At 75.6% G+C, this 24319-nt stretch carries 23 protein-coding genes; 9 read left to right on the top strand and 14 right to left on the bottom strand.

Annotated features, from left to right (window positions below; translation table 11 throughout):
- Positions 1-156 precede the first annotated feature (156 nt).
- Positions 157-1332: a S8 family peptidase gene (locus BM158_RS17605; RefSeq protein ID WP_207506722.1), complete on the top strand. Its 1176-nt coding sequence runs from the start codon at positions 157-159 to the stop codon at positions 1330-1332.
- A 104-nt stretch (positions 1333-1436) separates the two neighbouring features.
- On the opposite strand, the gene BM158_RS17600 is transcribed toward BM158_RS17605, so the two are convergent.
- Together BM158_RS17600 and BM158_RS17595 are read right to left on the bottom strand one after the other, a co-directional pair.
- Positions 1437-2432, bottom strand: a complete 996-nt coding sequence (locus BM158_RS17600; protein ID WP_091562426.1) for a threonine aldolase family protein — start codon at positions 2430-2432, stop codon at positions 1437-1439.
- Positions 2429-3766, bottom strand: coding sequence for a class II 3-deoxy-7-phosphoheptulonate synthase (locus BM158_RS17595; RefSeq protein ID WP_091562422.1), 1338 nt, complete (start codon positions 3764-3766; stop codon positions 2429-2431). Before BM158_RS17595 ends, BM158_RS17600 begins: the two co-directional genes overlap by 4 nt.
- Before the next feature lie 56 nt (positions 3767-3822).
- Here BM158_RS17595 and BM158_RS17590 point away from each other — a divergent pair, with 56 nt between their 5' ends.
- Both BM158_RS17590 and BM158_RS17585 read left to right on the top strand, forming a co-directional pair.
- Positions 3823-4734 (top strand): NmrA family NAD(P)-binding protein, encoded by a 912-nt coding sequence (locus BM158_RS17590; protein WP_091562417.1) that lies wholly within the window; start codon positions 3823-3825, stop codon positions 4732-4734.
- Between the two features lie 76 nt (positions 4735-4810).
- On the top strand, positions 4811-6916 hold the full coding sequence (locus tag BM158_RS17585; RefSeq protein WP_091562407.1) for a methyl-accepting chemotaxis protein: 2106 nt from the start codon (positions 4811-4813) through the stop codon (positions 6914-6916).
- Positions 6917-6919: 3 nt separating this feature from the next.
- Here BM158_RS17585 and BM158_RS17580 read toward each other — a convergent pair whose 3' ends face one another.
- Positions 6920-7399, bottom strand: coding sequence for a polyadenylate-specific 3'-exoribonuclease AS (locus tag BM158_RS17580; protein ID WP_091563302.1), 480 nt, complete (start codon positions 7397-7399; stop codon positions 6920-6922).
- Positions 7400-7467: 68 nt separating this feature from the next.
- Here BM158_RS17580 and BM158_RS17570 point away from each other — a divergent pair, with 68 nt between their 5' ends.
- Complete coding sequence (locus tag BM158_RS17570; protein WP_109504865.1) at positions 7468-7986, top strand: DUF6584 family protein; 519 nt, start codon at positions 7468-7470, stop codon at positions 7984-7986.
- A 63-nt stretch (positions 7987-8049) separates the two neighbouring features.
- Here the strand turns inward: BM158_RS17570 and BM158_RS17565 are convergent, their stop codons facing one another.
- On the bottom strand, positions 8050-8958 hold the full coding sequence (locus tag BM158_RS17565) for a short-chain dehydrogenase/reductase (RefSeq protein ID WP_091563300.1): 909 nt from the start codon (positions 8956-8958) through the stop codon (positions 8050-8052).
- 97 nt (positions 8959-9055) lie between these two features.
- On the opposite strand from BM158_RS17565, the gene BM158_RS17560 reads away from it, so the two are divergent.
- The 3 genes from BM158_RS17560 to BM158_RS21880 are packed head-to-tail and all read left to right on the top strand — an operon-like array spanning position 9056 to position 12041.
- A complete protein-coding gene (locus tag BM158_RS17560; RefSeq protein ID WP_229827805.1) occupies positions 9056-10582 on the top strand; it encodes a flavin-containing monooxygenase in 1527 nt (508 codons plus the stop codon).
- A complete protein-coding gene (locus tag BM158_RS17555; protein WP_091562397.1) occupies positions 10579-11496 on the top strand; it encodes an alpha/beta fold hydrolase in 918 nt (305 codons plus the stop codon). Before BM158_RS17560 ends, BM158_RS17555 begins: the two co-directional genes overlap by 4 nt.
- Complete coding sequence (locus BM158_RS21880) at positions 11493-12041, top strand: TetR/AcrR family transcriptional regulator (RefSeq protein ID WP_165629001.1); 549 nt, start codon at positions 11493-11495, stop codon at positions 12039-12041. The genes BM158_RS17555 and BM158_RS21880 overlap by 4 nt, the downstream gene beginning before the upstream one ends.
- A gap of 12 nt (positions 12042-12053) precedes the next feature.
- Here BM158_RS21880 and BM158_RS17545 read toward each other — a convergent pair whose 3' ends face one another.
- On the bottom strand, positions 12054-12812 hold the full coding sequence (locus tag BM158_RS17545) for a lysophospholipid acyltransferase family protein (protein WP_091562393.1): 759 nt from the start codon (positions 12810-12812) through the stop codon (positions 12054-12056).
- 128 nt (positions 12813-12940) lie between these two features.
- Here BM158_RS17545 and BM158_RS17540 point away from each other — a divergent pair, with 128 nt between their 5' ends.
- A complete protein-coding gene (locus BM158_RS17540) occupies positions 12941-13642 on the top strand; it encodes a hypothetical protein (RefSeq protein WP_091562390.1) in 702 nt (233 codons plus the stop codon).
- Positions 13643-13646: 4 nt separating this feature from the next.
- Here BM158_RS17540 and BM158_RS17535 read toward each other — a convergent pair whose 3' ends face one another.
- Genes BM158_RS17535 through BM158_RS17520 form a run of 4 tightly spaced genes read right to left on the bottom strand, consistent with a single transcriptional unit; the run spans position 13647 to position 16490 of the window.
- Positions 13647-14630: an ROK family glucokinase gene (locus BM158_RS17535; protein WP_091562387.1), complete on the bottom strand. Its 984-nt coding sequence runs from the start codon at positions 14628-14630 to the stop codon at positions 13647-13649.
- Positions 14627-14926 (bottom strand): hypothetical protein, encoded by a 300-nt coding sequence (locus tag BM158_RS17530; protein WP_091562383.1) that lies wholly within the window; start codon positions 14924-14926, stop codon positions 14627-14629. Before BM158_RS17530 ends, BM158_RS17535 begins: the two co-directional genes overlap by 4 nt.
- On the bottom strand, positions 14923-16050 hold the full coding sequence (locus tag BM158_RS17525) for an ArsA family ATPase (RefSeq protein WP_091562380.1): 1128 nt from the start codon (positions 16048-16050) through the stop codon (positions 14923-14925). Before BM158_RS17525 ends, BM158_RS17530 begins: the two co-directional genes overlap by 4 nt.
- 8 nt (positions 16051-16058) lie before the next feature.
- Positions 16059-16490: an SRPBCC family protein gene (locus tag BM158_RS17520; protein WP_091562376.1), complete on the bottom strand. Its 432-nt coding sequence runs from the start codon at positions 16488-16490 to the stop codon at positions 16059-16061.
- A gap of 153 nt (positions 16491-16643) precedes the next feature.
- Between BM158_RS17520 and BM158_RS17515 the strand changes: the two genes are divergently transcribed.
- Positions 16644-18458 (top strand): AMP-dependent synthetase/ligase, encoded by a 1815-nt coding sequence (locus tag BM158_RS17515; protein WP_091562373.1) that lies wholly within the window; start codon positions 16644-16646, stop codon positions 18456-18458.
- Position 18459: 1 nt separating this feature from the next.
- On the opposite strand, the gene BM158_RS17510 is transcribed toward BM158_RS17515, so the two are convergent.
- The 5 genes from BM158_RS17510 to BM158_RS17490 form a co-directional block, all read right to left on the bottom strand.
- Positions 18460-19590 (bottom strand): glycosyltransferase family 4 protein, encoded by a 1131-nt coding sequence (locus BM158_RS17510; RefSeq protein ID WP_278247583.1) that lies wholly within the window; start codon positions 19588-19590, stop codon positions 18460-18462.
- Positions 19578-20813 (bottom strand): M48 family metallopeptidase, encoded by a 1236-nt coding sequence (locus BM158_RS17505; RefSeq protein WP_091562367.1) that lies wholly within the window; start codon positions 20811-20813, stop codon positions 19578-19580. Before BM158_RS17505 ends, BM158_RS17510 begins: the two co-directional genes overlap by 13 nt.
- Before the next feature lie 19 nt (positions 20814-20832).
- The gene (locus tag BM158_RS17500) at positions 20833-21873 is read right to left on the bottom strand and encodes a C40 family peptidase (RefSeq protein WP_091562364.1); all 1041 of its coding nucleotides are present in this window, start codon (positions 21871-21873) and stop codon (positions 20833-20835) included.
- Positions 21874-22083: 210 nt separating this feature from the next.
- Positions 22084-22419, bottom strand: a complete 336-nt coding sequence (locus BM158_RS17495; protein ID WP_091562361.1) for a hypothetical protein — start codon at positions 22417-22419, stop codon at positions 22084-22086.
- A gap of 91 nt (positions 22420-22510) precedes the next feature.
- Positions 22511-24307: a D-alanyl-D-alanine carboxypeptidase family protein gene (locus BM158_RS17490; protein ID WP_131802071.1), complete on the bottom strand. Its 1797-nt coding sequence runs from the start codon at positions 24305-24307 to the stop codon at positions 22511-22513.
- Positions 24308-24319 lie beyond the last annotated feature (12 nt).

Here is a 24319-nt window from a genome sequence, read left to right as displayed (position 1 = left end):
CGGCACGCTTCTGACCAGCGTGAACGGGATGTTGCGGGATCGATCTCATGGCCCGCGGATCTTTCGCACGGGTCACTAGCCGTGTTCAGTTGTGCGCACCTCGAGCTCCGGCTGTGCGACTGGCCGGAGCACCCGCCTCACACTGGAGTGACGCCCGTGCACGCACGCCCCTCGGCCCGCCCGGTCGCGATCGCCGCGATCGCCGCGCTGGCCACCGCCGGCTTCGCCGCCTCGGCCGGCACCGCCGCCGCCGACGACACCGCCTCCTCGTCGGCCCTCGGCAGCTACATCGTCACGCTCGACCCGGACACCATCAGCACCCAGGCCGTCGGCCTCGCCGACGCGCTCGGCGGTGACATCACCCACGTGTACGAGCACGCGCTCAACGGCTTCGCGGTCACCCTGCCCACCGCGCTGGCCGGCCAGCTGTCCGCCCTGCCCGGTGTCGTCGCCGTGGAGCCCGACCAGGTCGTCCAGCTGTCGGCCACCCAGTCCGGCGCCACCTGGGGCCTGGACCGCACCGACCAGCGCGCCCTGCCCCTGTCGGGGACCTACGGCTACGGCGCCACCGGCGCGGGCGTGACCAGCTACGTCATCGACACCGGCATCAACCTGGGGCACCGCGACTTCGGCGGCCGCGCCGTCACCGGCTACGACGCGGTCGACGGCGGGGCGGCGGACGACTGCCAGGGCCACGGCACGCACGTCGCCGGCACCGTCGGCGGGTCCACCTACGGCATCGCCAAGCAGACCAGCCTGGTCGCCGTCCGGGTGCTGGACTGCAGCGGCTCGGGCAGCACCTCCGGCGTCATCGCCGGCGTGGACTGGGTGACCGCCGACCACCAGGCCGGCGAGGCCGCGGTGGCCAACATGAGCCTGGGCGGCGGCACCTCCACCGCGCTGGACCAGGCCGTGCAGCGCTCCATCGCCGACGGGGTGACCTACGCGATCGCCGCCGGCAACGGCAACGCCCTGGGCATCCCGGTCGACGCCTGCACCCAGTCCCCGGCCCGGGTGCCGGCGGCGATCACCGTCGGCGCCTCCGACCGGCAGGACCGCCCCGCGTCCTTCAGCAACACCGGCTCGTGCGTCGACCTCTTCGGCCCGGGGGTGGACATCACCAGCGACTGGATCGGGTCCTCCACCGCGACCAACACGATCAGCGGCACCTCGATGGCCACCCCGCACGTGGCCGGTGTCGCGGCGCTGTACCTGCAGACCAACCCGGGTGCCAGCCCCGCGGCCGTGGCGGCCGAGCTGACCTCGAACGCCACCCAGGGCGCGGTCGCCAGCAGCACCGCCGGCGGCGACCTGCTGTTCAGCGACTACTGACCCACCCTCCCTCCCGCAGCGATGACCAGGGAGGTTGATCGAACTCCGTCCCCCTGCACCAGATCTGGTGCAGGGGGACGGACTCCTGTGCCGGGGGGACGGCGCTACAGCAGCGGGGCCAGGACCTCGACGGCGCGGTCGACGGCGGCGTCGTCCACGTCCAGGTGGGTCAGCAGCCGCACCCGGGTGGCCGAGACCTCGCTGACCAGCACGCCCTCGCCCTTGGCGGCCGCGGCCAGCATCGGGGCGGCGACGCCGTCGAGGACCACCATGTTGGTGTGCACGGTGGCCGGGTCGACCCCGAGCCGCTCGGCCAGCCGGCGGGCCCGGGCGTGGTCGTCGGCCAGCCGCTCGACGTGGTGGTCCAGGGCGTGCAGGCCCGCGGCGGCCAGGACGCCGACCTGCCGCATCCCGCCGCCCAGCCGCTTGCGCCACAGCCGGCCCTCGGCGATGCGGTCGGCCGAGGCCACCAGCACCGACCCGACCGGGGCGCCCAGGCCCTTGGACAGGCACACCGACGCGGTGTCGGCCAGCCGGCCGTAGGTGTCCAGCGGCACCCCGGAGGCGACCGCGGCGTTCCAGATGCGGGCGCCGTCCAGGTGCACCGAGACACCGGCGTCGCGGGACCAGGCGAAGAGCTTCTCCAGCTCCTCGAGCGGCTGCACCAGCCCGCCGGCCCGGTTGTGCGTGTTCTCCACGGCGACCGCGGCGGTCGGGGTCAGGTGCCAGTTGCCGAAGGGCCGGACCTGGCTGATCAGCTGGTCGGCCGAGAGCACCCCGCCCTCGCTGACCACGGTGCGGGTGGAGAGGCCGAACACCGCGGCCGCGGCACCCATCTCGTAGGTGACCACGTGGGCCTCGGCGTCCCCGAGCACCTCCTGGCCGGGCTGGCAGACCAACCGCATGCCGATCTGGTTGCCCATCGTCCCCGAGGGCACGAACAGCGCGGCCTCGTGGCCGAACATCGCCGCCACCCGCTCCTCGAGCGCGTTGACCAGCGGGTCCTCGCCGTAGACGTCGTCGCCGACCTCGGCCTCGGCCATCGCCCGCCGCATCGCGGCGGTCGGCCTGGTGACCGTGTCGGAGCGGAGGTCGATCATCCGCGCAGCATCTCCGCGACGAGGAAGGCGAGCTCCAGGGACTGGCCGGTGTTCAGCCGCGGGTCGCAGGCGGTCTCGTACCGGCTGGCGAGGTCCTCGTCGCTGATCTCCATGGCGCCGCCCAGGCACTCGGTGACGTCCTCGCCGGTGAGCTCGACGTGGATGCCGCCGGGCCAGGTGCCCAGCGACCGGTGGACGTCGAAGAACCCGAGCACCTCGTCGACCACCCGGTCGAAGTGCCGGGTCTTGTAGCCCGACGTCGACTCGTGGGTGTTGCCGTGCATCGGGTCGCACTGCCAGACCACCTGGTGGCCGCTGGCGGTGACCTTCTCCACGATCGCCGGCAGGACGTCGCGGATCTTCCCGTTGCCCATCCGGCTGATCAGGGTGAGCTTGCCGGGCAGGCCGTCGGGGTCCAGCCGCTCGACGAGCTCGACGGCCTGCTCGGGCGTCGTCGTCGGGCCGATCTTGACCCCGACCGGGTTGGCGAGCCGGGAGGCGAACTCGATGTGCGCGCCGTCCATCTGCCGGGTGCGCTCCCCCACCCACACGAAGTGGGCGGAGAGCGCGTACGGCCGGCCCTCGTGCAGCCGCAGCAGCGCCCGCTCGTAGTCCAGGATCAGCGCCTCGTGGCTGTTGTAGAGCTCCACGCTGCGCAGCGCCGAGTCGTCGACGCCGCAGGCCCGCATGAAGCCCAGCGCCCGGTCGATCTCGCGGGCGATGACCTCGTAGCGGACCCCGGCCGGCGAGGAGGCGACGAAGTCCTGGTTCCAGTTGTGCACCGCGTGCAGGTCGGCCAGCCCGCCCCGCGCGTAGGCCCGGATCATGTTCATCGCCGCGGCGGAGTTGGCGTAGGCGCGCACCAGCCGGTTGGGGTCGGGGATGCGCTGCACCGGGTCGGGGGCGAAGGAGTTGACCATGTCGCCCCGGTAGCTGGGCAGGCCGAGCGCGTCGGTGTCGGAGCTGCGCGGCTTGGCGTACTGGCCGGCCACCCGGCCCACCTTGACCACCGGCACGCTGGCGCCGTAGGTCAGGACGACGGCCATCTGCAGCAGGGTGCGGGTGGTGGCCTGCAGGTGCGGCTCGGTGTTGAGGTCGAAGGTCTCCGCGCAGTCGCCGCCCTGCAGCAGGAACGCCTTGCCCTGGGCCACGTCGGCCAGCTGGGCCCGGAGGGTGTCGACCTCCGAGGGCGCCACGATCGGCGGGACGGAGGACAGGGTCGCCAGGACGGCGTCCAGCGCGGCCCGGTCGGGCCACGCGGGCTGCTGCGCGGCGGGGAGCTCACGCCACCTGTCCAGGCCCGGGGCAAGCTCGGCGGGTTCGGTCAGACTCACGTGGGAAGGGTACGGCGGGCCGGCGCACCGGCCGCGCACACCGTCGAGAGGACACCATGACCCGCCTGATCACCGTCACCGGCGCGACCGGGGCCCTGGGGGGCCGCGTCGCCCGACTGGTGGCCGCGGAGGCCGCCGACCACGACGCCACCCTGCGGCTCGTGGTCCGCGACGCCGGGCGCGCGCCGCGCCTGCCCGGTGCCGCCGTGGTGGCCCAGCCCGGGGGCTACGCCGACGAGGCGGGCCTGGCCGAGGCGCTCACCGGCACGCACACCCTCCTCCTGGTCAGCGCCGCCGAGGCCGTCGACCGCACCGAGCAGCACCTGGCCGCGGTCCGGGCCGCCGTCGCCGCCGGGGTCGAGCGGATCGTCTACACCTCGTTCCTGGGCTCCGAGCCCGGCGCCATCTTCACCCTCACCGCGACGCACGCGGCCACCGAGGAGGCGCTCGGGGACACCGGCCTGCGGACGACGGTGCTGCGCAACTCGATGTACGCCGACTTCGTGCCGTTCTTCGCCACCCCGACCGACGACGGCGGCGCGGTGATCGCGGCCCCGGCCGGCGAGGGTGCGGCGTCCTTCGTCTCCCGCGACGACGCCGCCGAGGTGGCCGCCGCGGTGCTGCTGCGCGACCACCCCAGCACCGACGGCCGGGTGCTGGACGTGACCGGCCCCGAGGCGCTCACCCTCGCCGAGGCCGCCGCCGTGCTCACCGAGGTGACCGGCCGGCCGGTCCGCTACGAGGCGCAGACGGTCGAGCAGGCCTGGCAGACGCGCCGGCCCAGCGGTGCGCCGGACTGGGAGGTGGAGGGCTGGGTGACCAGCTACACCGCCATCGCGGCCGGGGAGATGTCGGTGGTCAGCGAGGTGGTGCGGTCCTTCACCGGGCACCCGGCGCTGACCGTGCGCGAGCACCTGCAGCGCCACCCCGAGGACTGGGCGCCTCTCCGCACCGGTTCGCCGACCTAACGGTCCACATCGGGCCCGGAACCGCCGATGGGAGGACGGTCGGGGAACTGCTCCGGCCGGGACCCCGGAGGACCAGGTGCTGTCCAGCATCCGCAGCAAGGTGGTCGCGCTCGCGCTGACCAGCACCGTCGTGACCGGCGCCGCGATGGCCGGGGTGAGCGCGTGGCGCAGCGACCGCTTCGCCGGCGAGGCCCGCACCGACGTGCAGGCGCTCACCGACGCCGGTCTGGTGCGCACCACGACCGGTGTCTACGACGTCGTCTCCACCCAGGGCGCCTCGACGGCGGCGAAGGTGGACGACGACCTCGCCGTGGCGCAGTACGTCCTGGCGTCGGCCGGCGGGGTCTCGGTGGGCACCCGTCAGGTCGCCTGGACGGCGAAGGACCAGGTCAGCGGAGAGGCCACCGAGCTGACCCTCCCCCAGCTGCTGGTGGGGGGCAGCTGGCTGGGGCAGAACGCCGACCCGTCGGTGGCCACCCCGGTCGTCGACCAGGTCCGCGACCTGGTGGGCGGGACGGCGACGGTCTTCCAGCTGATGCCCACCGGCGACATGCTGCGGGTGGCCACGAACGTCGTCGGGACCAGCGGCGCGCGGGCGATCGGCACCTACATCCCGGCCGTGGCCGCCGACGGCACCCCGAACCCGGTGGTCGCCGCCGTCACCGCCGGGCAGACCTACCGGGGCACGGCCTTCGTCGTGGACTCCTGGTACGTCACCGCGTACAGCCCGCTGACCGACGCCTCCGGCGCGGTGATCGGCATGCTCTACGTCGGCGAGCAGCAGGAGTCGCTGCCCACCCTCCGCCAGGCCGTCCAGGCGACCAGGGTCGGCGAGCACGGGTCGGTGACCGTGCTCGGCGGCACCGGAGCGCGGCGGGGCACGGTGCTCATGACCCAGGACGGCACGGGTGAGGGCGAGTCCGCGCTCGAGCGCACCGACGCCGACGGCGCCGCGTGGGTGGCCCGGGCGGTCGACGCCGCGGTCGCGCTCGGCGACGGGGAGCAGGCGACCGTCCGCTACCGCGACGCCGCCACCGGCACGCACACCGTGCAGGTCGCCTACTACGCGCCGTGGGACTGGGTGGTCGTCGTGGACGCGCAGGACTCCGACGCCGCCGGCCCGGTCACCCGCCTGGAGCAGGGGCGGGACACCATGCTGCTCGCGCTGGTGCTCGCCGCCGCGGCGGTCACGGTGCTGGGCGGGGTGGTGGCCTGGCTGCTCGGCCGGCGGCTGACCACACCCCTGGCCCGCCTGCAGCGCCGGATGGAGGAGATCGCCGACGGCGAGGGCGACCTCACCCAGCGGGTGACGGTGTCCACCGGCGGCGAGGTCGGGGAGCTCGCGCGGGCCTTCAACCGGTTCGTGGACAAGGTGGCCGGGACGGTCCGGGACATCGGCAGCTGCGCCACGGCGCTGGCCCGGTCCGCGGCCGGGGTGTCCGAGGTGGCCGACGGGCTGGCCGAGCAGGCCGGTCGCAGCCGGGACCAGGCCGGCGAGGCCAGCCGCGCCAGCGCCGGCATCACCCAGGGCGTCTCGGCCGCCGCGGCCGGCACCGACCAGATGGGCGCCTCCATCGCCGAGGTGTCGCGGTCGGCGGCCGAGGCCGCGCGGGTGGGCAGCGAGGCCGTCGCGCTCGCCGCGGCCACCGAGGCCACCGTGTCGGCGCTGGGCACCTCGTCGGCCGAGGTGAACGAGGTGGTCTCGGTGATCTCCGCGGTGGCCGCGCAGACCAACCTGCTGGCCCTCAACGCCACGATCGAGGCCGCCCGCGCGGGCGAGGCCGGCCGCGGGTTCGCCGTGGTGGCCACCGAGGTCAAGGACCTGGCGCAGGAGGCGTCCCGGGCCAGCGACGAGATCACCCGCCGGGTCAGCGCGATCCAGGCCGACACCGAGGCGGCCGTCGGGTCCATCACCCGGATCACCGAGGTCATCCGGGTGATCGAGGCGCACCAGGCCACCATCGCCGCGGCCGTCGAGGAGCAGACGGCCACCACGGGCGAGCTCAGCCGCAGCGTCTCGGCGGTCGCGGCGGGTGCCGGCGCGGTCTCCACGACCATGCAGGAGGTGAGCAGCGACGCCGAGCGCACCGCCGAGGACGTGGACACCGCCCGGGGTGCGGCCGCGGAGCTGGCCCAGCTGTCCGGCGAGCTGACCCGGCTGCTCGCCGTCTTCACCGTCTGAGGGTCAGCCCCCGGTGACCGCGCGCCAGATGGCGAGGCCGTGCCGGGCGTCGACCAGGGCGTCGTGGGCGCCCTCCGGCTTGCGCGGGATCGGCAGGGACCCGGCGTCCTCCCAGAGCTGCTTGAGCTCACGGGTGAACCGCGGCACCTGGCGCGGCAGCGCCGGCATCGCGCCCCACAGCTGGCACAGCGCGACGTGGTCGTAGGCGGCGATCCAGGCCCACAGCTGCACGTCCTCACCGGGTCCGGTGAGGAAGTCCAGCAGCGAGGCGCGGATCTGCGCGCGGGTGCGCCACGCCCGGTCCGAGGGCGGGGGCAGCTTGTCCAGCACGTTGCGGCGGACCCACGGGATGGCCCGGTCGGGGTCGAACTCGGTGGAGACGGCGTAGAACTCCCGGCCGGTCTCGTCGACGACGCCGATCGACACCAGGTCGATGGTGGTGCCGTCCTCGATGAACTCGGTGTCGTAGAAGTAGCGCCGCACGCCGGCCACGGTAGGCGGGTCCCGGGAAATGGCTGGTCGCGGGGCCACCGCTCCGGCACGCTCCCCCGGTGCCCGCCGACCAGACCCTCGCCCGAGCCCGCGCCGAGCTCGCCGCCGGCGACGTCGCGACCGCCCGCCAGCGGCTGCGCAGCCTGGTGGGGACCTACCCCGCCCGCCTGGACGTCCGCTCGGCGTTGGCGCTGGCGTACCGCACCGCCGGTGACCTGGCCCAGGCGGGCCGGTGGTCCTACCTCGACGCCGAACCGGACCCCGTCGAGCGGGCCGCGTTCCACGAGGCGTGGCCGACCGCGGGCGAGCGCGTACGCGCCCTGCGGTGGTCCGGCCCGGAGGACGCTGCCGGGCCCTCCGCCGCCGAACGCCTGCGCGCGCTCCGCACCGAGGCGGAGGAGGAGGCGGGTGGGCCGGTCGACTGGGCCACGGGCCGGCGTCGCGAGGAGCCCTGGGAACCCACCGCCGGGGACCGCGTCCTGGACTGGGCGATCGGCGGCGTCGTCGTCCTCGTCCTGGGGTGCACCGTCGTCGGGACGGTGACCGTCGTCCGGTGGCTGGTCGATCTCGTCTCCTGACCCACTGTGCAGCTGCGGCCCCGGGAGTGTGCTTCCGGGGGCCGCAGCTGCACGCTCGACGGGTCAGCCCGCGGTGCGGCGGCCGCGCTCCACGGAGTTGGCGCCGAACTCCTCGCCGCCCAGCGCGGCGATCTCCTGCTCCAGCTGCGGCACGGCCGTCTTCGCCTGGGTCAGCACCAGCTTCTCGCCGAGGGCGCCGATGATGGCCTGGCGCCAGGCGGCGACGACGCCGACCGAGCGGGGGACGAACACGCGCCGGCCCCGGTTCTCCAGGTTGCGCAGCAGCGCGTCGGCGCAGTCGGACACCGAGGTGTAGGAGCCCAGGGGCCCGGGGAGCCGGTCGAGGGTGGCCTTGAAGGTGGGCAGCGCCGCCTTGGTGTCGCGCACCATGTCGGTGTCGATCCACACCGGGTGCGCGCTGGCCACGGTCACGCCGCGGTGCGCGACCTCCAGCCGCAGCACGTCCCCGAACCGCTCCAGGCCGGCCTTGGCGGCGCAGTACGCGCTCAACCCGGGCAGCACCGAGAAGGCGGCCGCCGAGGAGATCAGCAGCACGTGGCCCCGGCGCTCGGAGATCTCCGGCAGGGCGGCGTGCGCGGTGAGCATCGCGCCGGTCAGGTTGACCTCGATGGTGCGGGCCAGCGCCCGCGCCGACGCCGTCGCCACCGTGTTCATCGGGGCGATGCCGGCGTTGGCCACGACGACGTCCAGGCCGCCGAAGACGTCCACCGCCCGGGTCACCGCGGCGGCCATGGCGTCGGCGTCGGTGACGTCGGCCTCGACCCACAGGTGCTCGGGGCCGAGCTCGGCGGCGACCTGGGCGAGCAGCTCGGGCTCGAGGCCGACCAGCGCCACCCGGGCGCCGCGGGCGGCGGCCTTGCGGGCGAGCTCGGCGCCGATCCCCCGGGCGGCCCCGGTGATGAGCACGGCCTGGCCGGCCAGCGAGCGGGTGTTCCGGGTCCTGCGGGCCATCGGGGCTCCTCCTCGTCGAGTTGCTGTTGAGCACTGCTCAACAGATGTGTACCTTGTTGAGCGTTGCTCAGCAAGCCGTCAGCAGAGGAGCCGACCGGTGACCAGCACGATCGAGAAGAGCCGCGCCGAGAAGCCCGGCACCGTCCGCGAGGTCCACGTGGCCGTCATCGGGTCCGGGTTCGCCGGCCTCGGCATGGCCATCCAGCTGCGCAAGCAGGGCATCGAGGACTTCGTGGTGCTCGAGCGGGGCCACGACGTCGGCGGCACGTGGCGCGACAACAGCTACCCGGGCGCGGCCTGCGACGTGCAGTCCAACCTCTACTCCTTCTCCTTCGCGCCCAACCCCGACTGGCCGCGCACCTACTCCGAGCAGCCGGAGATCTTCGCCTACCTGCGCGGCGTCGCCGACCGCTACGAGCTGCGCGACAAGCACGTCTTCGGCGCCGAGGTCACCGCCGCCACCTGGGACGACGCGGCCCGCCGCTGGGACGTCGAGACCACCGCCGGCGACTTCCGGGCCAAGGTCCTGGTCTCCGGCGCGGGCGCGCTGGCCGACCCCTCCTACCCCGACATCCCCGGCATCGAGACCTTCGCCGGCACCGTCATGCACACCGCTCGCTGGTACCACGAGCACGACCTCGCCGGGGAGCGGGTCGCGGTCATCGGCACCGGCGCCTCGGCGATCCAGGTCGTGCCGGCCATCCAGCCCCGCGTCGGGTCGATCGCGGTCTACCAGCGCACTCCCCCGTGGGTCATCCCCCGCGGCGACCGGCCCACCACCCCCTTCGAGCGCGCGCTGTACCGCCGCTTCCCCGCCGTCCAGAAGGCGGTGCGCGGCGCGCTCTACGCCGGCCGCGAGTTCCTGGTGTTCGGCATGGCCAAGAACCGGCGGCTGCTGGCCCCGGTGCAGAAGCTGGCCCGCACCCACCTGGAGCGCCAGGTGCGGGACCCGCAGCTGCGCGCCGCCGTCACCCCGGACTACACGATCGGCTGCAAGCGCATCCTGATCAGCAACGACTGGTACCCGGCCGTCTCCGCGCCCAACGCCGAGGTCGTCACCGCCGGCATCGCGGAGATCCGCCCGCACTCGGTGGTCACCCGCGACGGCGTCGAGCGGCCCACCGACACCCTGGTGCTGGCCACCGGCTTCCACGTCACCGACCTGCCCATCGCGCACCGGATCACCGGCCGCGACGGCCGCAGCCTCGCCGAGGTCTGGGACGAGGGCATGGTCACCAACCGCGGCTCCACCGTCGCCGGGTTCCCGAACCTGTTCCTGCTGGTCGGCCCCAACGTCGGCGTCGGGCACACCTCGATGGTCTACATGATCGAGTCGCAGGTCGCCTACGTCGGCGAGGCGCTGCGGGCGATGGCCGTCGAGGGCCTGGCCACGCTGGAGACCACCCCGGCCGCCCAGGAGGCCTACCGCGAGCTCATCGCGCAGCGCTCGGCGGGCACCGTGTGGCTGGGCGGGGGCTGCGGCTCCTGGTACCTGGACCGGCACGGGCACAACACCACGCTGTGGCCGGACTTCACCTTCCTGTTCCGCCGCCTCACCCGTGACCTGGACCGGGAGAACTACGTGGGGACGCCGGAGCGCGAGACCGCCGGGGTGGCGGCATGACCACCGCGCTCACCCGCCACGAGGTGCACGCCGTCCGCACGCCCGACGGCGCCCTCCTGCACGCCACGGTCGACGGCGACGACGCCGCCCCGGTGACCGTCGTCCTGGCGCACGGCTGGACGCTGGCCCAGGCCGCCTGGGACGACGTCGCCGCGCTGCTGGCCCCCGACGTCGCAGCCGGCGCGCTGCGGCTGGTCCGCTACGACCAGCGCGGGCACGGCCGCTCCACCTGGGGCGGGGCCGACCCGGTGTCGATCGACCTGCTCGGCGAGGACCTGGCCGCCGTCCTCGAGGCGCTGGCGCCGTCCGGGCCGGTGGTGCTCGGCGGCCACTCGATGGGCGGCATGACGATCATGGCGCTGGCCGCGGCGCACCCCGAGCTGATCGGGGACCGGGTGCGCGGGGTGGCGCTGGTGGACACGTCGGCCGGCGAGCTCTCGCACCCGCCGCGGAACGCCGTGGAGCGGCTGCAGGAGAAGCTGCTGCCCGTCGTCGGTGCCTGGGCCGTGGCGCACGCCCGCCGGGTCGAGGGCTGGCGCCGGCGGGTCCCGCCGTCGAGCCCGCACCACCGCCGCGTCGTGCGCGGCATCCTCTACGGCACCGACGCCACCGACGACATGGTCGCCCGCGGTGCGGAGATCATGGCCGGGTCGTCGGTGCGGGCCTTCGTCGCCTTCTACCCCGCCCTCGGCGCGCACGACAAGGCCGCGGCCCTCGCCGAGCTCGGTACGGTCCCGGTGGAGGTGCTGGTCGGGGACTCCGACAAGCTGACCCCCGTGAAGCACTCCGGGAAGCTGGCCGAGGCCATCCCGACCGCCCACCTGCAGATCGTGCCCGGCTGCGGGCACATGCTGCCCCAGGAGCGCCCCGACCTGGTGACCGACGCGATCCGCCGGTTGCTGCCCAGCCCGTGACCGCGTCCCGGCGCTCGGCCGCCGACCGTCGGGCCCAGCTGGTCGAGATCGGCCTGGAGCTGCTGCCGACCACCCCGGTGCCCGAGCTCACCGTCGACGAGGTGGCCCGGCGGGCCGGCATCAGCCGCAGCCTGCTGTTCCACTACTTCGCCACCAAGACCGACTACATCGACGCCGTCACCACCGCGGCCGCCGACCTGCTGTGCACCCACGTGCTGGAGGGTCCGGGCGCGCAGGCGGGCATGCTCGACCGGTTCGTGGGCTGGGTAGAGACCTACCGGGACAGCTACGTCGCCTTCGTCCGCGGCGCGGTGGGCGGCGACCCCGCGGTCGCCGACGTGTACACCCGCGCCCGCGAGCGGCTGGTCGACGGCACGCTGACCGCCGTCGGCCTGCCCGACGACCCGCGGCACCGCCAGCTCGTGCGGTCGTGGTTCGCCTTCACCGAGGACCTGGTCATCGGCTGGACCGCCGAGCCGAGCATGGCCCGCGACGAGGTGCTGGCGCTGGCCACCGACGTGCTGGCCCGGATCACCGCCCGCTGAGGGCGGGCCGGGTCAGCCGGCCAGCGAGCTGGGCAGGCGGTCGGCCGCCTCGTGCGGCGGCGGCTGCAGCTTGCCGACCACCTCGACGGCACTGGCCCCGGTGGAGTCCATCGACTTCTTCACCTTCGCGCCGTAGAGGTCCACGTACTCCTGGCCCGACAGCAGCATGATCTCGTACATGATCTCGTCGGTGATCGACCGCTCCACGAACCGGTCACCCGACAGCCCGGCGTAGCGGGAGAAGTCCAGCGGCTCGCCGATGACGACGTCCACACGGGTCAGCTTCTTGCCCAGCACCCTGAAGGTGCGGCCGGGCACCATCGCCACCGGGACGACGGGGCAGCCGGTCTCCAGCGTCATCCGGGCCACCCCGGTCTTGCCGCGGAAGAGCCGGCCGTCGGGCGAGCGGGTGCCCTCGGGGTAGATGCCCAGCAGCTTGCCCTCGCGCAGGATGCGGATGCCGGTGGTCAGCGCGTTCTCCGCGGCGTCGGCACTGGCGCGGTCGATGGGCACCTGGCCGCTGCCGCCGAAGAAGATGCGCTGCAGGAAGCCCTTGACCCCCGGCGCGGTGAAGTACTCGGCCTTGGCCAGGAACGTCACCCGCCGCTTGAGCACCAGCGGCATGAAGATCCAGTCCGAGGCCGCCAGGTGGTTGCTCGCCAGCACGGCGGCACCCCGGGCGGGCACGTTCTCCAGGCCGGTCGCCCGCGGCCGGAAGACCAGCCGCACGACCGGCCCGATGGCCACGAACTTGAGGAACCAGTAGAACAACGCGCCTCCCTCAGCGACTGCCAGACTAGGGAGCGCCGGCCTGGGTCACAATCGCGGGTCCGGTCCGCTCGGCCCTGGACAACGGGCGACCGGGCGGGAACGCTTCCAGCCGTGCACGGGAGGGCAGCATGAGCGCTTCGCGCGGCCGTCGGGACAACGGCCTCGACGCCCCCCTCTGGCACCCCCTGCGCGACGTCGACCCCCGGGTCGGGGAGCACCTGCTCGACGTGCTGCGCGAGGAGGGCATCGCCGCGTACCTGGCGCCCTCCACCGACACCGGGCCCTACACCCGCACGCAGTTCCTGCCCTCCCCGCCCACCGACCGGCTCTTCGTCGACCGCGCCCGCCGGGCCGACGCCCGCACCCTGGTCGACACGCACGCCGACGAGCACCCCGCCGCCGAGCCCACCCCGCGGCGGCGGCGCACCGACCGCGCCGAGGACGCCGCCGCCACCGACGCGGAGTTCGCCCGCATCGTCGCCGCCTGGGAGGCCGAGGAGGCCGCCACCGGCGCTCCCCCGCCCGCCCCGCCGGAGCCGCCGCGCGACGACCCCCCGCCACCCCCCGCCGAGGTGCCCGTCCTCGACCGGCCCGACGAGCACTTCGAACCGCCGCCGCCCCCACCGCTGCCGGTGCCGGCCCCGGCGTCGCTGTACGCGCTGCTGCTCATCGCCGCGGGCGCGGTCTGCATCATCGCGCCCGGCGCCGTCGGGCTGAGCCTGGACGTGGGGATCGTCATCGGGGTGCTCGCGGTGGTCGGCGGGGTCGCCGTCCTGGTGTCCCGGATGCGCGACCGCCCCGACGACGGCGACGACGGCGCAGTGGTCTGACGAACTAGGCGGTGCCCTCCGCGACGGCGCGGCGGACGAGGTCCGCGGCGCCGACCAGGCCGGCCTGGGCGCCGAGCTGCGCGGCCACCACCGTCGGGCCGGGGCGGAAGCCGCGGCCGGGCAGCGCCCGCTCCAGCCGCTCCCGCGCCGGGCCGAGCACCATCTCGCCGAGCACGCTGACGCCGCCGCCGATGACCACGACGTCGGGGTCGAGGATCGCGGCCATGTCGGCGATGCCCTGGCCCAGCCAGGTGCCGACCTCGGCCAGCAGCTCCAGCGCCAGCGGGTCACCGGCCTTGGCCGCCGTCGCGACGTCCTCGCCGGTCAACCGCTCGGCCCGGCCGCCCACCCGCTCCAGCAGCAGCGCCGCCGCGGCCGGGGAGCTGGTGGCCACCTCGCGGGCGGTCAGGCCCAGCGCGTTGCCCGAGGCGTACTGCTCCCAGCAGCCGCGGTTGCCGCACGCGCACAGCCGGCCGTCGGGGACCACCCGCATGTGGCCCCACTCGCCGGCCACCCCGTGCGCCCCGCGCTGCAGCCGGCCGTCGATGACCATGCCGCCGCCGATGCCGGTGCCCAGCGTGATCATCACGGCCAGGTCCGAGCCGCGGGCGGCGCCGTAGCGGTACTCGGCCCAGGCCGCGGCGTCGGCGTCGTTGCCGACCCACAGCGGCCGCTGCAGGCGCCGGCCGAGGTCCTGGCGCAGCGGCTGGTTCCGCCAGGCCAGGTGCGGGGAGAACAGCACGGTGTCGCCGGTCCGGTCGAACCAGCCGGCCGCGCCGACGCCGACGCCGACCAGCGGTCCGCCGTGCCGCTCGGCCAGCTCCTCCACCACCGCGGCGATGGCGTCCTCGGTGGCGCGCACCGAGGTGCCCGGCGTCGCCCGGCGGGCGGTGTCGGTGATGGTGCCGTCGGGGGCCACCACGCCGCCGGCCACCTTGGTGCCGCCGATGTCGATGCCCAGCGCCGGCAGGTCCTGCGGGGAGCTCATGCCACCTCGATGCGTTGCACGGGGACCGGCGCGGGGGCCGGTCCGGGGTCGGTCGTCGCCTCGTCCTGCGGCTCAGGGCGGGTCAGCCCGCGCAGGGCCGTGGCCGCGGTGGTCAGCAGGTCGGCCAGCGCCTCGGACAGCTCCGGTCGCTGGCCGCGGAGCACGGCCAGCGCGGTGCAGACCGGGCAGGTGCGGCACTCCGCGGAGGAGTCCTCGCCGGCGGCCGCGCCGAGGGCGCCGGTCAGCGCCTCGACCAGGCCGCGCAGCTGCTCGCCCAGCGGCGGGGTGGCGGTCACCGGGCGCCCTCCGCGGCCAGCAGGTCGGCCGGCCACTGCGCCGGGTCGGGCGCGAAGGCCACGGCCAGGACGGCGTCCGGCGTCCCGGGGTGCTGCACGCTCGCCCCGGTGACCGTGCAGCGGCGCAGCAGCGGGTCCAGCGGCAGCGACCGGCGCAGCCCGGCCAGGCCGACCACCAGCTCGTCGCTCCAGCGGGTCAGCTCGACCTCGCCGCGCCCGGCACCGGGCAGCGGCACCGGCAGCACCCACCCGGCGCCCTCGCGCCGGGCCCGCGGCACCGGCAGCGGCTCGGGGACGGTCCCGGGCAGCTCCGCCCCGAGGGCCCGCAGGCCGGGGACGTCGGACGGCGGCACCGGCGCCTCGGCCACCTCGCGGACGGCGAACCCGGCCAGCTCGGCCCGCACCCGGTCCTGGACGGCGGCGCGGGCGGTGGCCCACTCCCCCGCACCGGCGGGCAGCACCCGGGCCAGGGTGACCGAGGCCAGCGGGTGGCCGAGCAGCCCCGCCGCGGCGCCCGCCCGGCGCACCGCGGGCACCGCCCGCCCGTCGGGGGCGACCACCACGTGCACCTCGGGCGCCTCGGGGACCTGGGCCAACGCGGCCTCCAGGGCGGCGACCGCGGCCAGGGCGGCGTCGACCGCGCCGGCCCGCCCCTTCCCGGTCAGCGCGCGCACCGACGCGAGCACCCGCAGCCGCGGCGGCGCCAGCTGGGCCAGCCACCACCGCGCCGCACCGGGCAGCGCGAGCAGCTCGAGGGCCTGCGGCAGCGGCCCGGCGTCGACCACCACGACGTCGGCGGCGCCGGCAACGCGGCCCAGCCCGGTCAGCAGGGCGACGGTCCCGGCGCCGGGTGGGGGCACCACCGAGGTGGCCGGCGGCAGGGTCAGCACCGGCACCAGCGCGGCCAGCGCGTCGGCGTGCCCGGCCCAGGCCGCCTCCAGCGCGGGGCCGGCCTGCACCACGCGCACGTCGACGCCGTCCGTGCCGCCCAGGCCGTCGACCGGTGGCGGGGCGGCCGCCAGCAGCACGACCCGCTCCCCCGACCCGGCGAGGGCGAGGGCGGTCGCCGCGGCGACGGTGGAGGAACCGGCCCCGCCCGGGCCGGTGACGAGGAGCGTGCGCACCGGGCCGGTCAGGCCTCGACGCGCTTCTTGAGCTCCTTGAGCGCGGTGTCCAGGATGACCTTCTCGGCCTTGCGCTTGATCATGCCGAGCATCGGGATGGAGAGGTCGATGCTGATCGTGTAGGTGACCTCGGTGCGCCCGCCGGTCTCCACGAGCGTGTAGCTGCCGTCCTGGCGCTTCTGCATCTGGCCCTGCACCAGGCTCCAGCGCACCTCCCGGTCGCCGTCCCAGGTGTAGGCCAGCACGTAGTCGTCCTTGACCGCCCCGGCGTCGAGCACGAAGTGCACCCTGGAGGCCCGGCCGTCGGCGCCGGTCTCCAGCACCTCGACGGTCTTGGCCGCCGCCACCCACTGCGGGTAGGCCGGGAAGTCGGCGACCACGGCCATCACGGCGGACGCCGGCGCGTCGATCACGATGGACTGGGTGGACTGGTCGGCCATGCGCGCAGGGTAGTCGCCGGGCCCGACCCGACGTGCTCCGGTGCAGGTCACCTACTCCCCAGTAGGGAGGGCCCGGTAGATTGGGTGATCACGATCCCGCGTCCGCAGGCCGGCGACGAGGCTGGCGCTCCGCGCGGGGAGGAGAGGACCGGCGTGCGCGAGCTGAGCGTTCCCCCCACCTACACCGTGGGCCCCGACGAGGCGATCCCCGACCTGCTGGCCCACAACCTGGCCGAGTTCCCCGACAAGGTGGGTCTGCGGGTGCAGCGCTCGCCGGGGCAGTGGTCCGACGTCACCTACCGCGAGTTCGGCGAGCAGGTCGCCGGGGTCGCCAAGGGCCTGGTCGCCAGCGGCATCAAGGCCGGTGACCGGGTCGCCCTGCAGGCCCGCACCCGCTACGAGTGGACGGTGCTGGACTTCGGCATCTGGGCCGCCGGGTGCGTCGTCGTGCCCGTGTACGAGACCTCCAGCCCCGACCAGGTCGCCTGGATCCTGTCCGACAGCGGCGCCACCGCGGCGTTCGTGGAGAAGCAGGAGCACGCCGACGTCGTCGAGTCCGTGCGCGGCCAGGCCCCCGACCTCGGCCCGGTCTGGGTGATCGACGACGACGTGCTCGGCACCCTGGCCTCCGCCGGCGCCGACGTCCCCGACTCCGAGCTCGAGGCCCGCCGGGCGACGCTGGGCGCCGACAGCCTGGCCACGCTGATCTACACCAGCGGCACCACCGGCCGGCCCAAGGGCTGCGAGCTCACGCACGGCAACTTCCTGTTCGAGATCAACAACGGCATGTCGCTGCTGGGCCGCTTCCTCAACGTCGACGGGTCGCTGCTGCTGTTCATCCCGCTGGCACACGTGCTGGCCCGGGTCCTGCAGGTCGGCGCGTTCCGCACCCAGACCGTCATCGGGCACACCTCCGACATCAAGGATCTCGTCGCCGACCTGGGCACCTTCAAGCCCACGTTCGTGCTCGCCGTCCCGCGGGTGTTCGAGAAGGTCTACAACCAGGGCAAGGCCACCGCCGACGAGGGCGGCAAGGGCAAGGTCTACGACAAGGCCGCCCAGGTGGCCATCGACTGGTCCAGGGCGCAGGACACCGGCGGCGCCGGGCTCGGCCTCACCGCCGCGCACAAGGTGTTCGACCTGCTCGTCTACCGGAAGCTGCGGGCCGCCCTCGGCGGCCGCTGCATCGGCGCGGTCTCCGGCGGTGCGCCGCTGGGCGAGCGGCTGGGCCACTTCTTCCGCGGCGTCGGCGTCACCGTCTACGAGGGCTACGGCCTCACCGAGACCACCGCGGCCGCCGCGGTGAACCACGACGCGGCCTTCCGGATGGGCACCGTCGGCCGGCCGCTGCCGGGCACCGACGCCGCCATCGCCGACGACGGCGAGGTGCTGCTGCGCGGGGGCATCGTGATGCGCGGCTACTGGCAGAACGAGAAGGCCACCGCCGAGGCGATCGACGCCGACGGCTGGTTCCACACCGGCGACATCGGCGAGCTCGACAGCCAGGGCTTCCTGAAGATCACCGGGCGCAAGAAGGAGATCCTGGTGACCGCCGGCGGCAAGAACGTCGCGCCGGCCGTCCTCGAGGACCGCATCCGGGCGCACGCGCTGGTCAGCCAGACCATCGTCGTCGGCGACGGCAAGCCCTTCATCGGCGCGCTGATCACCCTCGACGAGGAGGCGCTGCCGGCCTGGCTGAAGCTCAAGGGCAAGGACGCCTCGCTGACCCCCGCCGACCTGGTCGACGACCCCGACCTGCAGGCCGAGATGGAGGGTGCGGTCGCCGAGGCGAACAAGGCGGTGTCGCACGCCGAGAGCATCCGCAAGTTCCGGGTGCTGCCGATGGACTTCACCGAGGCCAACGGCACGCTGACCCCGAGCATGAAGCTCAAGCGGAACGTGGTCATGAAGGAGTACGGCGACCAGGTCGAGGCGCTCTACGCCAAGGCCCCCGCCGGTCGGTCCTGACCTAGCCCGCCAGCAGGTCGGCGAAGGTCGCCCCGATCGTCGTCCACGACCAGCGCTGCTCCACCCACGCCCGGCCGGCCGCCCCCATCGCGGCCGACCGGGCGTGGTCGTCCAGCAGGCCGGTGAGCGCCGCGGCGACCGCGTCCGGCGAGCGCGGGTCCACCACGTGGCCGGTGACGCCCTCGCGCACCGCCTCGGGGGCGCCGCCGGAGGTGCCCGCCACCACCGGCAGCCCGCACGCCGCCGCCTCCAGGAAGACCATCCCGAGGCCCTCGACGTCCAGCCCGCCCCGGCGGGTGCGGCACGGCATGGCGAAGACCGTCCCCGCCGCGTAGTGCTCGGGCAGGGACGCCGGTGCCACCGGCCCGGTGAGGACGACGGAGCCGGCCAGCCCCGCGGCCTGCACCCGGTGGCGCAGCCGGGCCTCGTCCGGGCCGCCGCCGACCAGCAGCAGCCGCGCGCCGGGGTGCCGCTCGAGCACTCGCGGCCAGGCCTCGACGAGCACGTCCTGGCCCTTGCGGCGGACCAGCCGCGACACGCACACCACCACCGGTGCGTCCCCGAGGCCGTACCGGGCGCGCACCGGGCCGCCGTCCACGCCGGGGTGGAACCTGTCGACGTCCACCCCGGGCGAGAGCTGGCGCAGCTCGGCGCGCCCGCCCAGCGCGGGCGCGAGCTGCCCGCGGGTGAAGTCGGAGATGTAGGTGAGGACGTCGACGCCGGTGGCGATGCGCTGCAGCAGCTGGCGGCCGACCGGGAGGGCGACCCACCCGGTCTCGTGGCCGTGGGTGATGCCCAGCGTGCGGGCGGCGCCGGCGCGCCGCAGGCCCGGGGCGAGCAGCCCCAGCGGGGCGGCGGCCCCGAAGACGACGGCCTCGGCGCGGTGCTCGCGGACCAGCGCGGCGGCGGCCCGCGCGGTGCCGGGCGTGGGCAGGAGCACGGAGGTCGGCCGGCGGACCACCCGGTAGGGCAGCCCGGCATCGTGCTCGGCGGCGCCGGGCGAGGTGGAGGCGAGCACCACCAGGTCCTCGGGCGGCAGCCGCTCCAGCAGCGCCGCGACGAAGGTCTGGATGCCGCCCTGCCGGGGCGGGAAGTCGTTGGTGACGACGAGCGTGCGGGTCAGCGGGACCACTCCTGGGCGGCGGCCACCCGCTGGGCGGTGGTCGGGTGGGAGCCGAAGAACCACTGCCAGGCGGCCGGCGGGTCGGGCTGGTTGAGGTTGGCCGCCGCGAGGCGGCGCATCACCGCGGCGAAGGCGTCGGGGTCGCGGGTGAGGTCCAGGGCGTGCTGGTCGGCCCGGGCCTCCAGCTGGCGGGACACCCCGTTCTGCACCGGGGTGGACAGCAGGGTGCCGACCGCGACCAGCAGCAGGACCAGCGGCACCACGCGGGCATCGCCCGGACCGTCGGCGCCGGCCCGGCGCAGCAGCCGGGCCGAGCCGAGCAGCCAGCCCAGCAGCGCCACCCCGGCCGCGGCCCCCAGCGCGCCGACCAGGGTGCCGGTGAGGACGTCGTCGGTGGCCACGTGGCCGAGCTCGTGCGCCGCGATCGACTCGACCTGGTCGTCGGGCAGCTGCTGCAGCAGGGTGTCGTAGACGACGATGCGGCGGGTGGAGCCGAAGCCGGAGACGTAGGCGTTGAGCGCGGTGGTGCGCCGGCTGGCGTCGGCGACCAGCACGTCCTGCACCGGGGTGCCGTTGGCCTCGGCGAGGTCGAGCAGGTCGGTGCGCAGCTGACCGGCCGGCAGGGAGGTGAAGTCGTTGAAGGCCGGTTCGACGACCACCGGGTAGAGGAAGGACCCGGCGACCACCAGCCCGGCCGCGCCCGCCCCGGCCCAGGCCCACCAGGTCCGCGGGGCCCGGCGGGCCAGCGCCACGAGGAGCAGGAGGCCCAGCGCGGTGAGCCCGGCGGTGATGCCGGTGTCGACCGCGACGTCCCGGGCGAACAGCGGCCAGCTGCGGGTGGACAGCCCGTACCGGTGCCGCACCACCTCGCCGTAGGCCGACAGCGGCAGGGTGACCAGCCGGCCGGCGACGGTGAGCACCAGCGTGCCGAGCACGACCTGCCAGAACCAGCCCCCGCCCAGCGGCCGGGCCGCGGCGGCCACCCAGCGCGACCCCAGGCGGGTCAGTCCGAGCACCCCGCTGACGGCCAGACCCAGCAGCAGGTTGACCACCGACGCCGGGCGGACCGCGGCGGCGAACGCGTCCGCACGGGAGACCTGCTCGGCCGTCAGCCCGGCGGTCGGGTCGGTCACCTGCGGGACGGCCGCCCACGGGATGCGCAGCCAGAGGACGACGACGAGGGCCAGGCCGAGGAGCAGTGCCGCCAGCAGGGCGGGGCGACGTGGACCCACCCCCGGACCCTAACCACCGCTACAGCAGCCGGCGGGCCCCGGCGTAGCCGGACATGTCGACGCTGGCGACCTTGACCACGTCGCCCGAGGTGGGCGCGTGGACCATCATCCCGTTGCCGATGTAGATGCCGATGTGGCTGACCGGCGAGTAGAAGTAGACGAGGTCGCCGGGCTGCAGGTCCGCCCGCGACACCGGGGAGCCCATCCGGGCCTGCGCGGCACTGGAGTGCGGCAGCGAGATGCCGGCGGCGGCGTAGGCGTAGGCGGTCAGGCCCGAGCAGTCGAAGCTGCCCGGCCCGCCGGCGCCCCAGACGTAGGGGTCCCCGCGCTGGGCCATCGCGGTGTCGACGACGGTCTGCGCGGCGGCGCTGTCGGCGACGACGCTGGCCGGCGCGGTGACCTCGGGCCCGCTGGTCGCCTCGACGACGGCGGCCTGCTGCGGGGCGCTGAGGGCGGCGAACTGGGCCTGGTAGGCGGCGATCTGCTGCTGCAGGTCGGCCTGCTGGGCGCTGACCTGGTCGAGGGTCTGCTGCGCCTGCGCGGCGGCGGCGTCCGCGGCGGCCTGGGCGTCGGTGGCGGCCTGCGCCACGGCCGACACCTCGGTGAGCAGCGCGTCGGTGTGCCCGGCGAGCATGTCCAGGGTGCTGACCTGGGCGAGGAAGTCCTCGGGCGAGGCGCTGGTCAGCAGCGCGGCGAAGCCGGAGGGGTTGCCGGTGTAGGCGCTGACGGCGACCTCGTCCATCTGGGCGCCGAGGGTCTGCAGCTGGGCCTGCGCGCCGGCGGCGGACTGCTGGGCGGCCACGGCGGCGGCCTGCTGCTCGGCCAGCTGCACCTGCGCGTCGTTGACCTGCTCGGTGACCACCTCGAGCTGGTGGGTGGCGTCGGCGACGAGCTGCGTCGCCTCCTCGGGCGTGCTCGCCTGGCCGGGGGCCGCGTGCGCGGTGGCGGGCAGCAGGGTCAGCGACAGACCCACCACGCCGACCGCCAGGAGCCCGCGTCCGCCGCGGCGGAGCGTGGCCGAGGGGGCGACGGAGGACGTGGGGCTGGTGCGGACAGGCACGGGCTGCGGTTCTCCTCGTTCCGCCGACCGGGACCACCCGCGGTCGGGTGGTGGGGGCTCGATCGGCCTCGACCAACGTACGGGCGTGATCGGGTCGAAACGAAGAGTCACAGAAGCAATGATCGGCGTCCGATCTGCTAGTTCCACGCGTGTGGTTTCGGCATGATCAGCGCCACCCGCGGCGCGCCGCGGCGTGCCGGGCGTGTCCGGTCAGCCGACGTCGCGCACCGGCGGCCGGTGCCGCAGCGGGGGGACCAGCCCGACCTGGGCGAGCACGAGCAGCGCGCGCCGCTCCACCTCGTCGAAGTCGACCAGCCGGCCCCGCCGGGACGGCCCGGACACCAGGGTGTCGCCGAGTGCCTCGCCCAGCCCCTCCCCCTCCGTCAGCCCGGGCAGTGCCGGCTGCGCGGCCCGGCCGGGCCGGCGGCCCAGCGGGACGACCACCGGGGCGCCGCGGGAGCCGGGCGGGGCGCCCAGCAGCACGGTGACCACGCAGTCGCCGCAGCCCTCCCCGCGGACGGTGCAGGTGTCGCAGTCGATGAGCACGTCGGGCCTCCTGGCGGTGGGTGGTGCACGGTGCCGACCCCCTGTCCGGTCCGGCGCCGCGGACGCTAGGACCGCCCACCGACAATTCCGCTCAGCTGCCCGCGTACTCCCAGTGCCAGGGCTCCTCGCGGCCGTTCCCGGGGTCTGCCCAGGTCGGGTGGATGAAGCCGAACCGGCCGGCGTTGGCGACCATCCAGGCGTACTGCGCCGTCCCGAAGGACTCGATGCCCCCGCACAGGTCCACGGCCAGGCCCCAGCCGTGGTTGCTGGTGCCCGGGACCGCCGCCAGGGCCGGTTTCTGGCCGTAGAGGGTCACCTGGCTGGCGTAGCTGCGGTAGGAGTCGGTGATGCACAGCGGGGAGCCCCACGCGGCGGCGTAGGCCGCCGACATCGCGCGGTAGGCCGCCGCGGCGTCGCAGCGCAGCACGTGCCCGGCCGCCCCCAGCGGGCACATCGCCGACGGCGGGATCAGCCCGTTGGGGTAGCCGCCCCACTGCCGGCTGCCGTCGTAGGTGGCGGGGTAGACGGTGTTGCCGCACTCCACCGCCAGGGCGCCGCCGGTGGGCCCGGGCACCGCGACGGCGGCGCGCTGCGCGAGGCTGGGCCGGCCGATGCCGAGCACCTGGTCGGTGGGCAGCGTGCGCACCACGACGGCCCCGGCCCGGCCGTCGGCGGCGAGCATGGTCTGCGGGTCCAGCGCGATGCCCACGTGCGAGAGACCCGACTCCGGCGTCCCCAGGAACACCAGGTCCCCCGGGAGCACGTCGGCCGGCGCGACCGGCGCGGTGGTCGCGAACAGGTCGCCCTGGGTGGCCGGCAGCGGAATGCCGGCGGCGCCGTAGGCGGCCTGCACCAGCGAGCCGCAGTCGAAGGACTCCGGGCCCGACGTCCCGGGCGCGAAGGGCAGGCCCAGGTCGGTCATCGCCGCGCTGACCGCCGCGATCGTCTCGGCCGGCAGCACCAGCAGGGAGGCGGGCTGGCGGGGCAGCTGGGCCGCACCGGGCTGCGCCGCACCGGTCGAGCCGCCCACGGGCACCAGGCCGCCGGGCAGCCCCGACTCGGGGGCGCGCAGCGCAGCCGCCGGCGGCGGGACGACACCCGCGGCGGTCAGCTGGTCCACGTAGGACCGCCAGGCCGCCGCGGTCTGCTGGTTGACCAGCACCTGCTCGGCCTGCAGCTGGGCCAGCTGCCGGTCCACCGCCCCCAGCGCGCCCTCGAGCTGGTCGGTGACGGCGGCCGCGGCCGCCTCGAGGTCCCCGACCTGCGCGGCGACGGCGTCGGCCTGCGCCTGCCGGTCGGCCACCGCGGCGGCCGCGGCGTCCTGCTGGGCGAGCGCCTGCCGGCGGCGGTCCTCGGCGGCCAGCAGCACCGCGTCGTTCTCGGCGTCCACGGCGTCCAGGTAGCCCATCGCGGACACGACGTCGCCGGGGTCGCCGCCCTCGAGCAGCAGGGCGAGGGCCGTGGGGGCCCCGCCGTCGCGGTAGACCGCGGCCGCGTAGCGCGACACCCCGACCCGCGCCTGGTCCAGCGCGGTCTGCGCGTCGGTCACCTCGGCGGCCGCGGCGTCGGCGGCCTGCTGCGCCTGGTCCAGCGCGGTCTGCGCGGCGGCGACCGCGGACTGGCGCTCCTGCAGGTCCCCCTGCACGGACGCGGCCTGGTCCTGCAGCGCGGTCAGCTCGGCGCTGTCCAGCACCCCGGTGGTCCCACCCGGTTGCTCGCTGGGGGCGGCCACCGCCGGCGCCGTCCCCAGGCCCACCAGGACGGCGGCCAGCACCGCGACCACCAGGGACGACGACCCCGACCGCACCCCGGACCTCCCCGACCCCGTGCGCCCGACCCCGTCGTCGTGCCGCGACGCGATGATCCCCGGGCGGGGGGCCGCGTGCACCCCGGTGGCTCC

The organism is Klenkia taihuensis, assembly GCF_900112525.1.
GTDB classification, from domain to species: Bacteria; Actinomycetota; Actinomycetes; order Mycobacteriales; family Geodermatophilaceae; genus Klenkia; species Klenkia taihuensis.
Note: the sequence above shows the minus strand (reverse complement) of the source record. Positions and strands in the feature narration are given on the sequence as shown.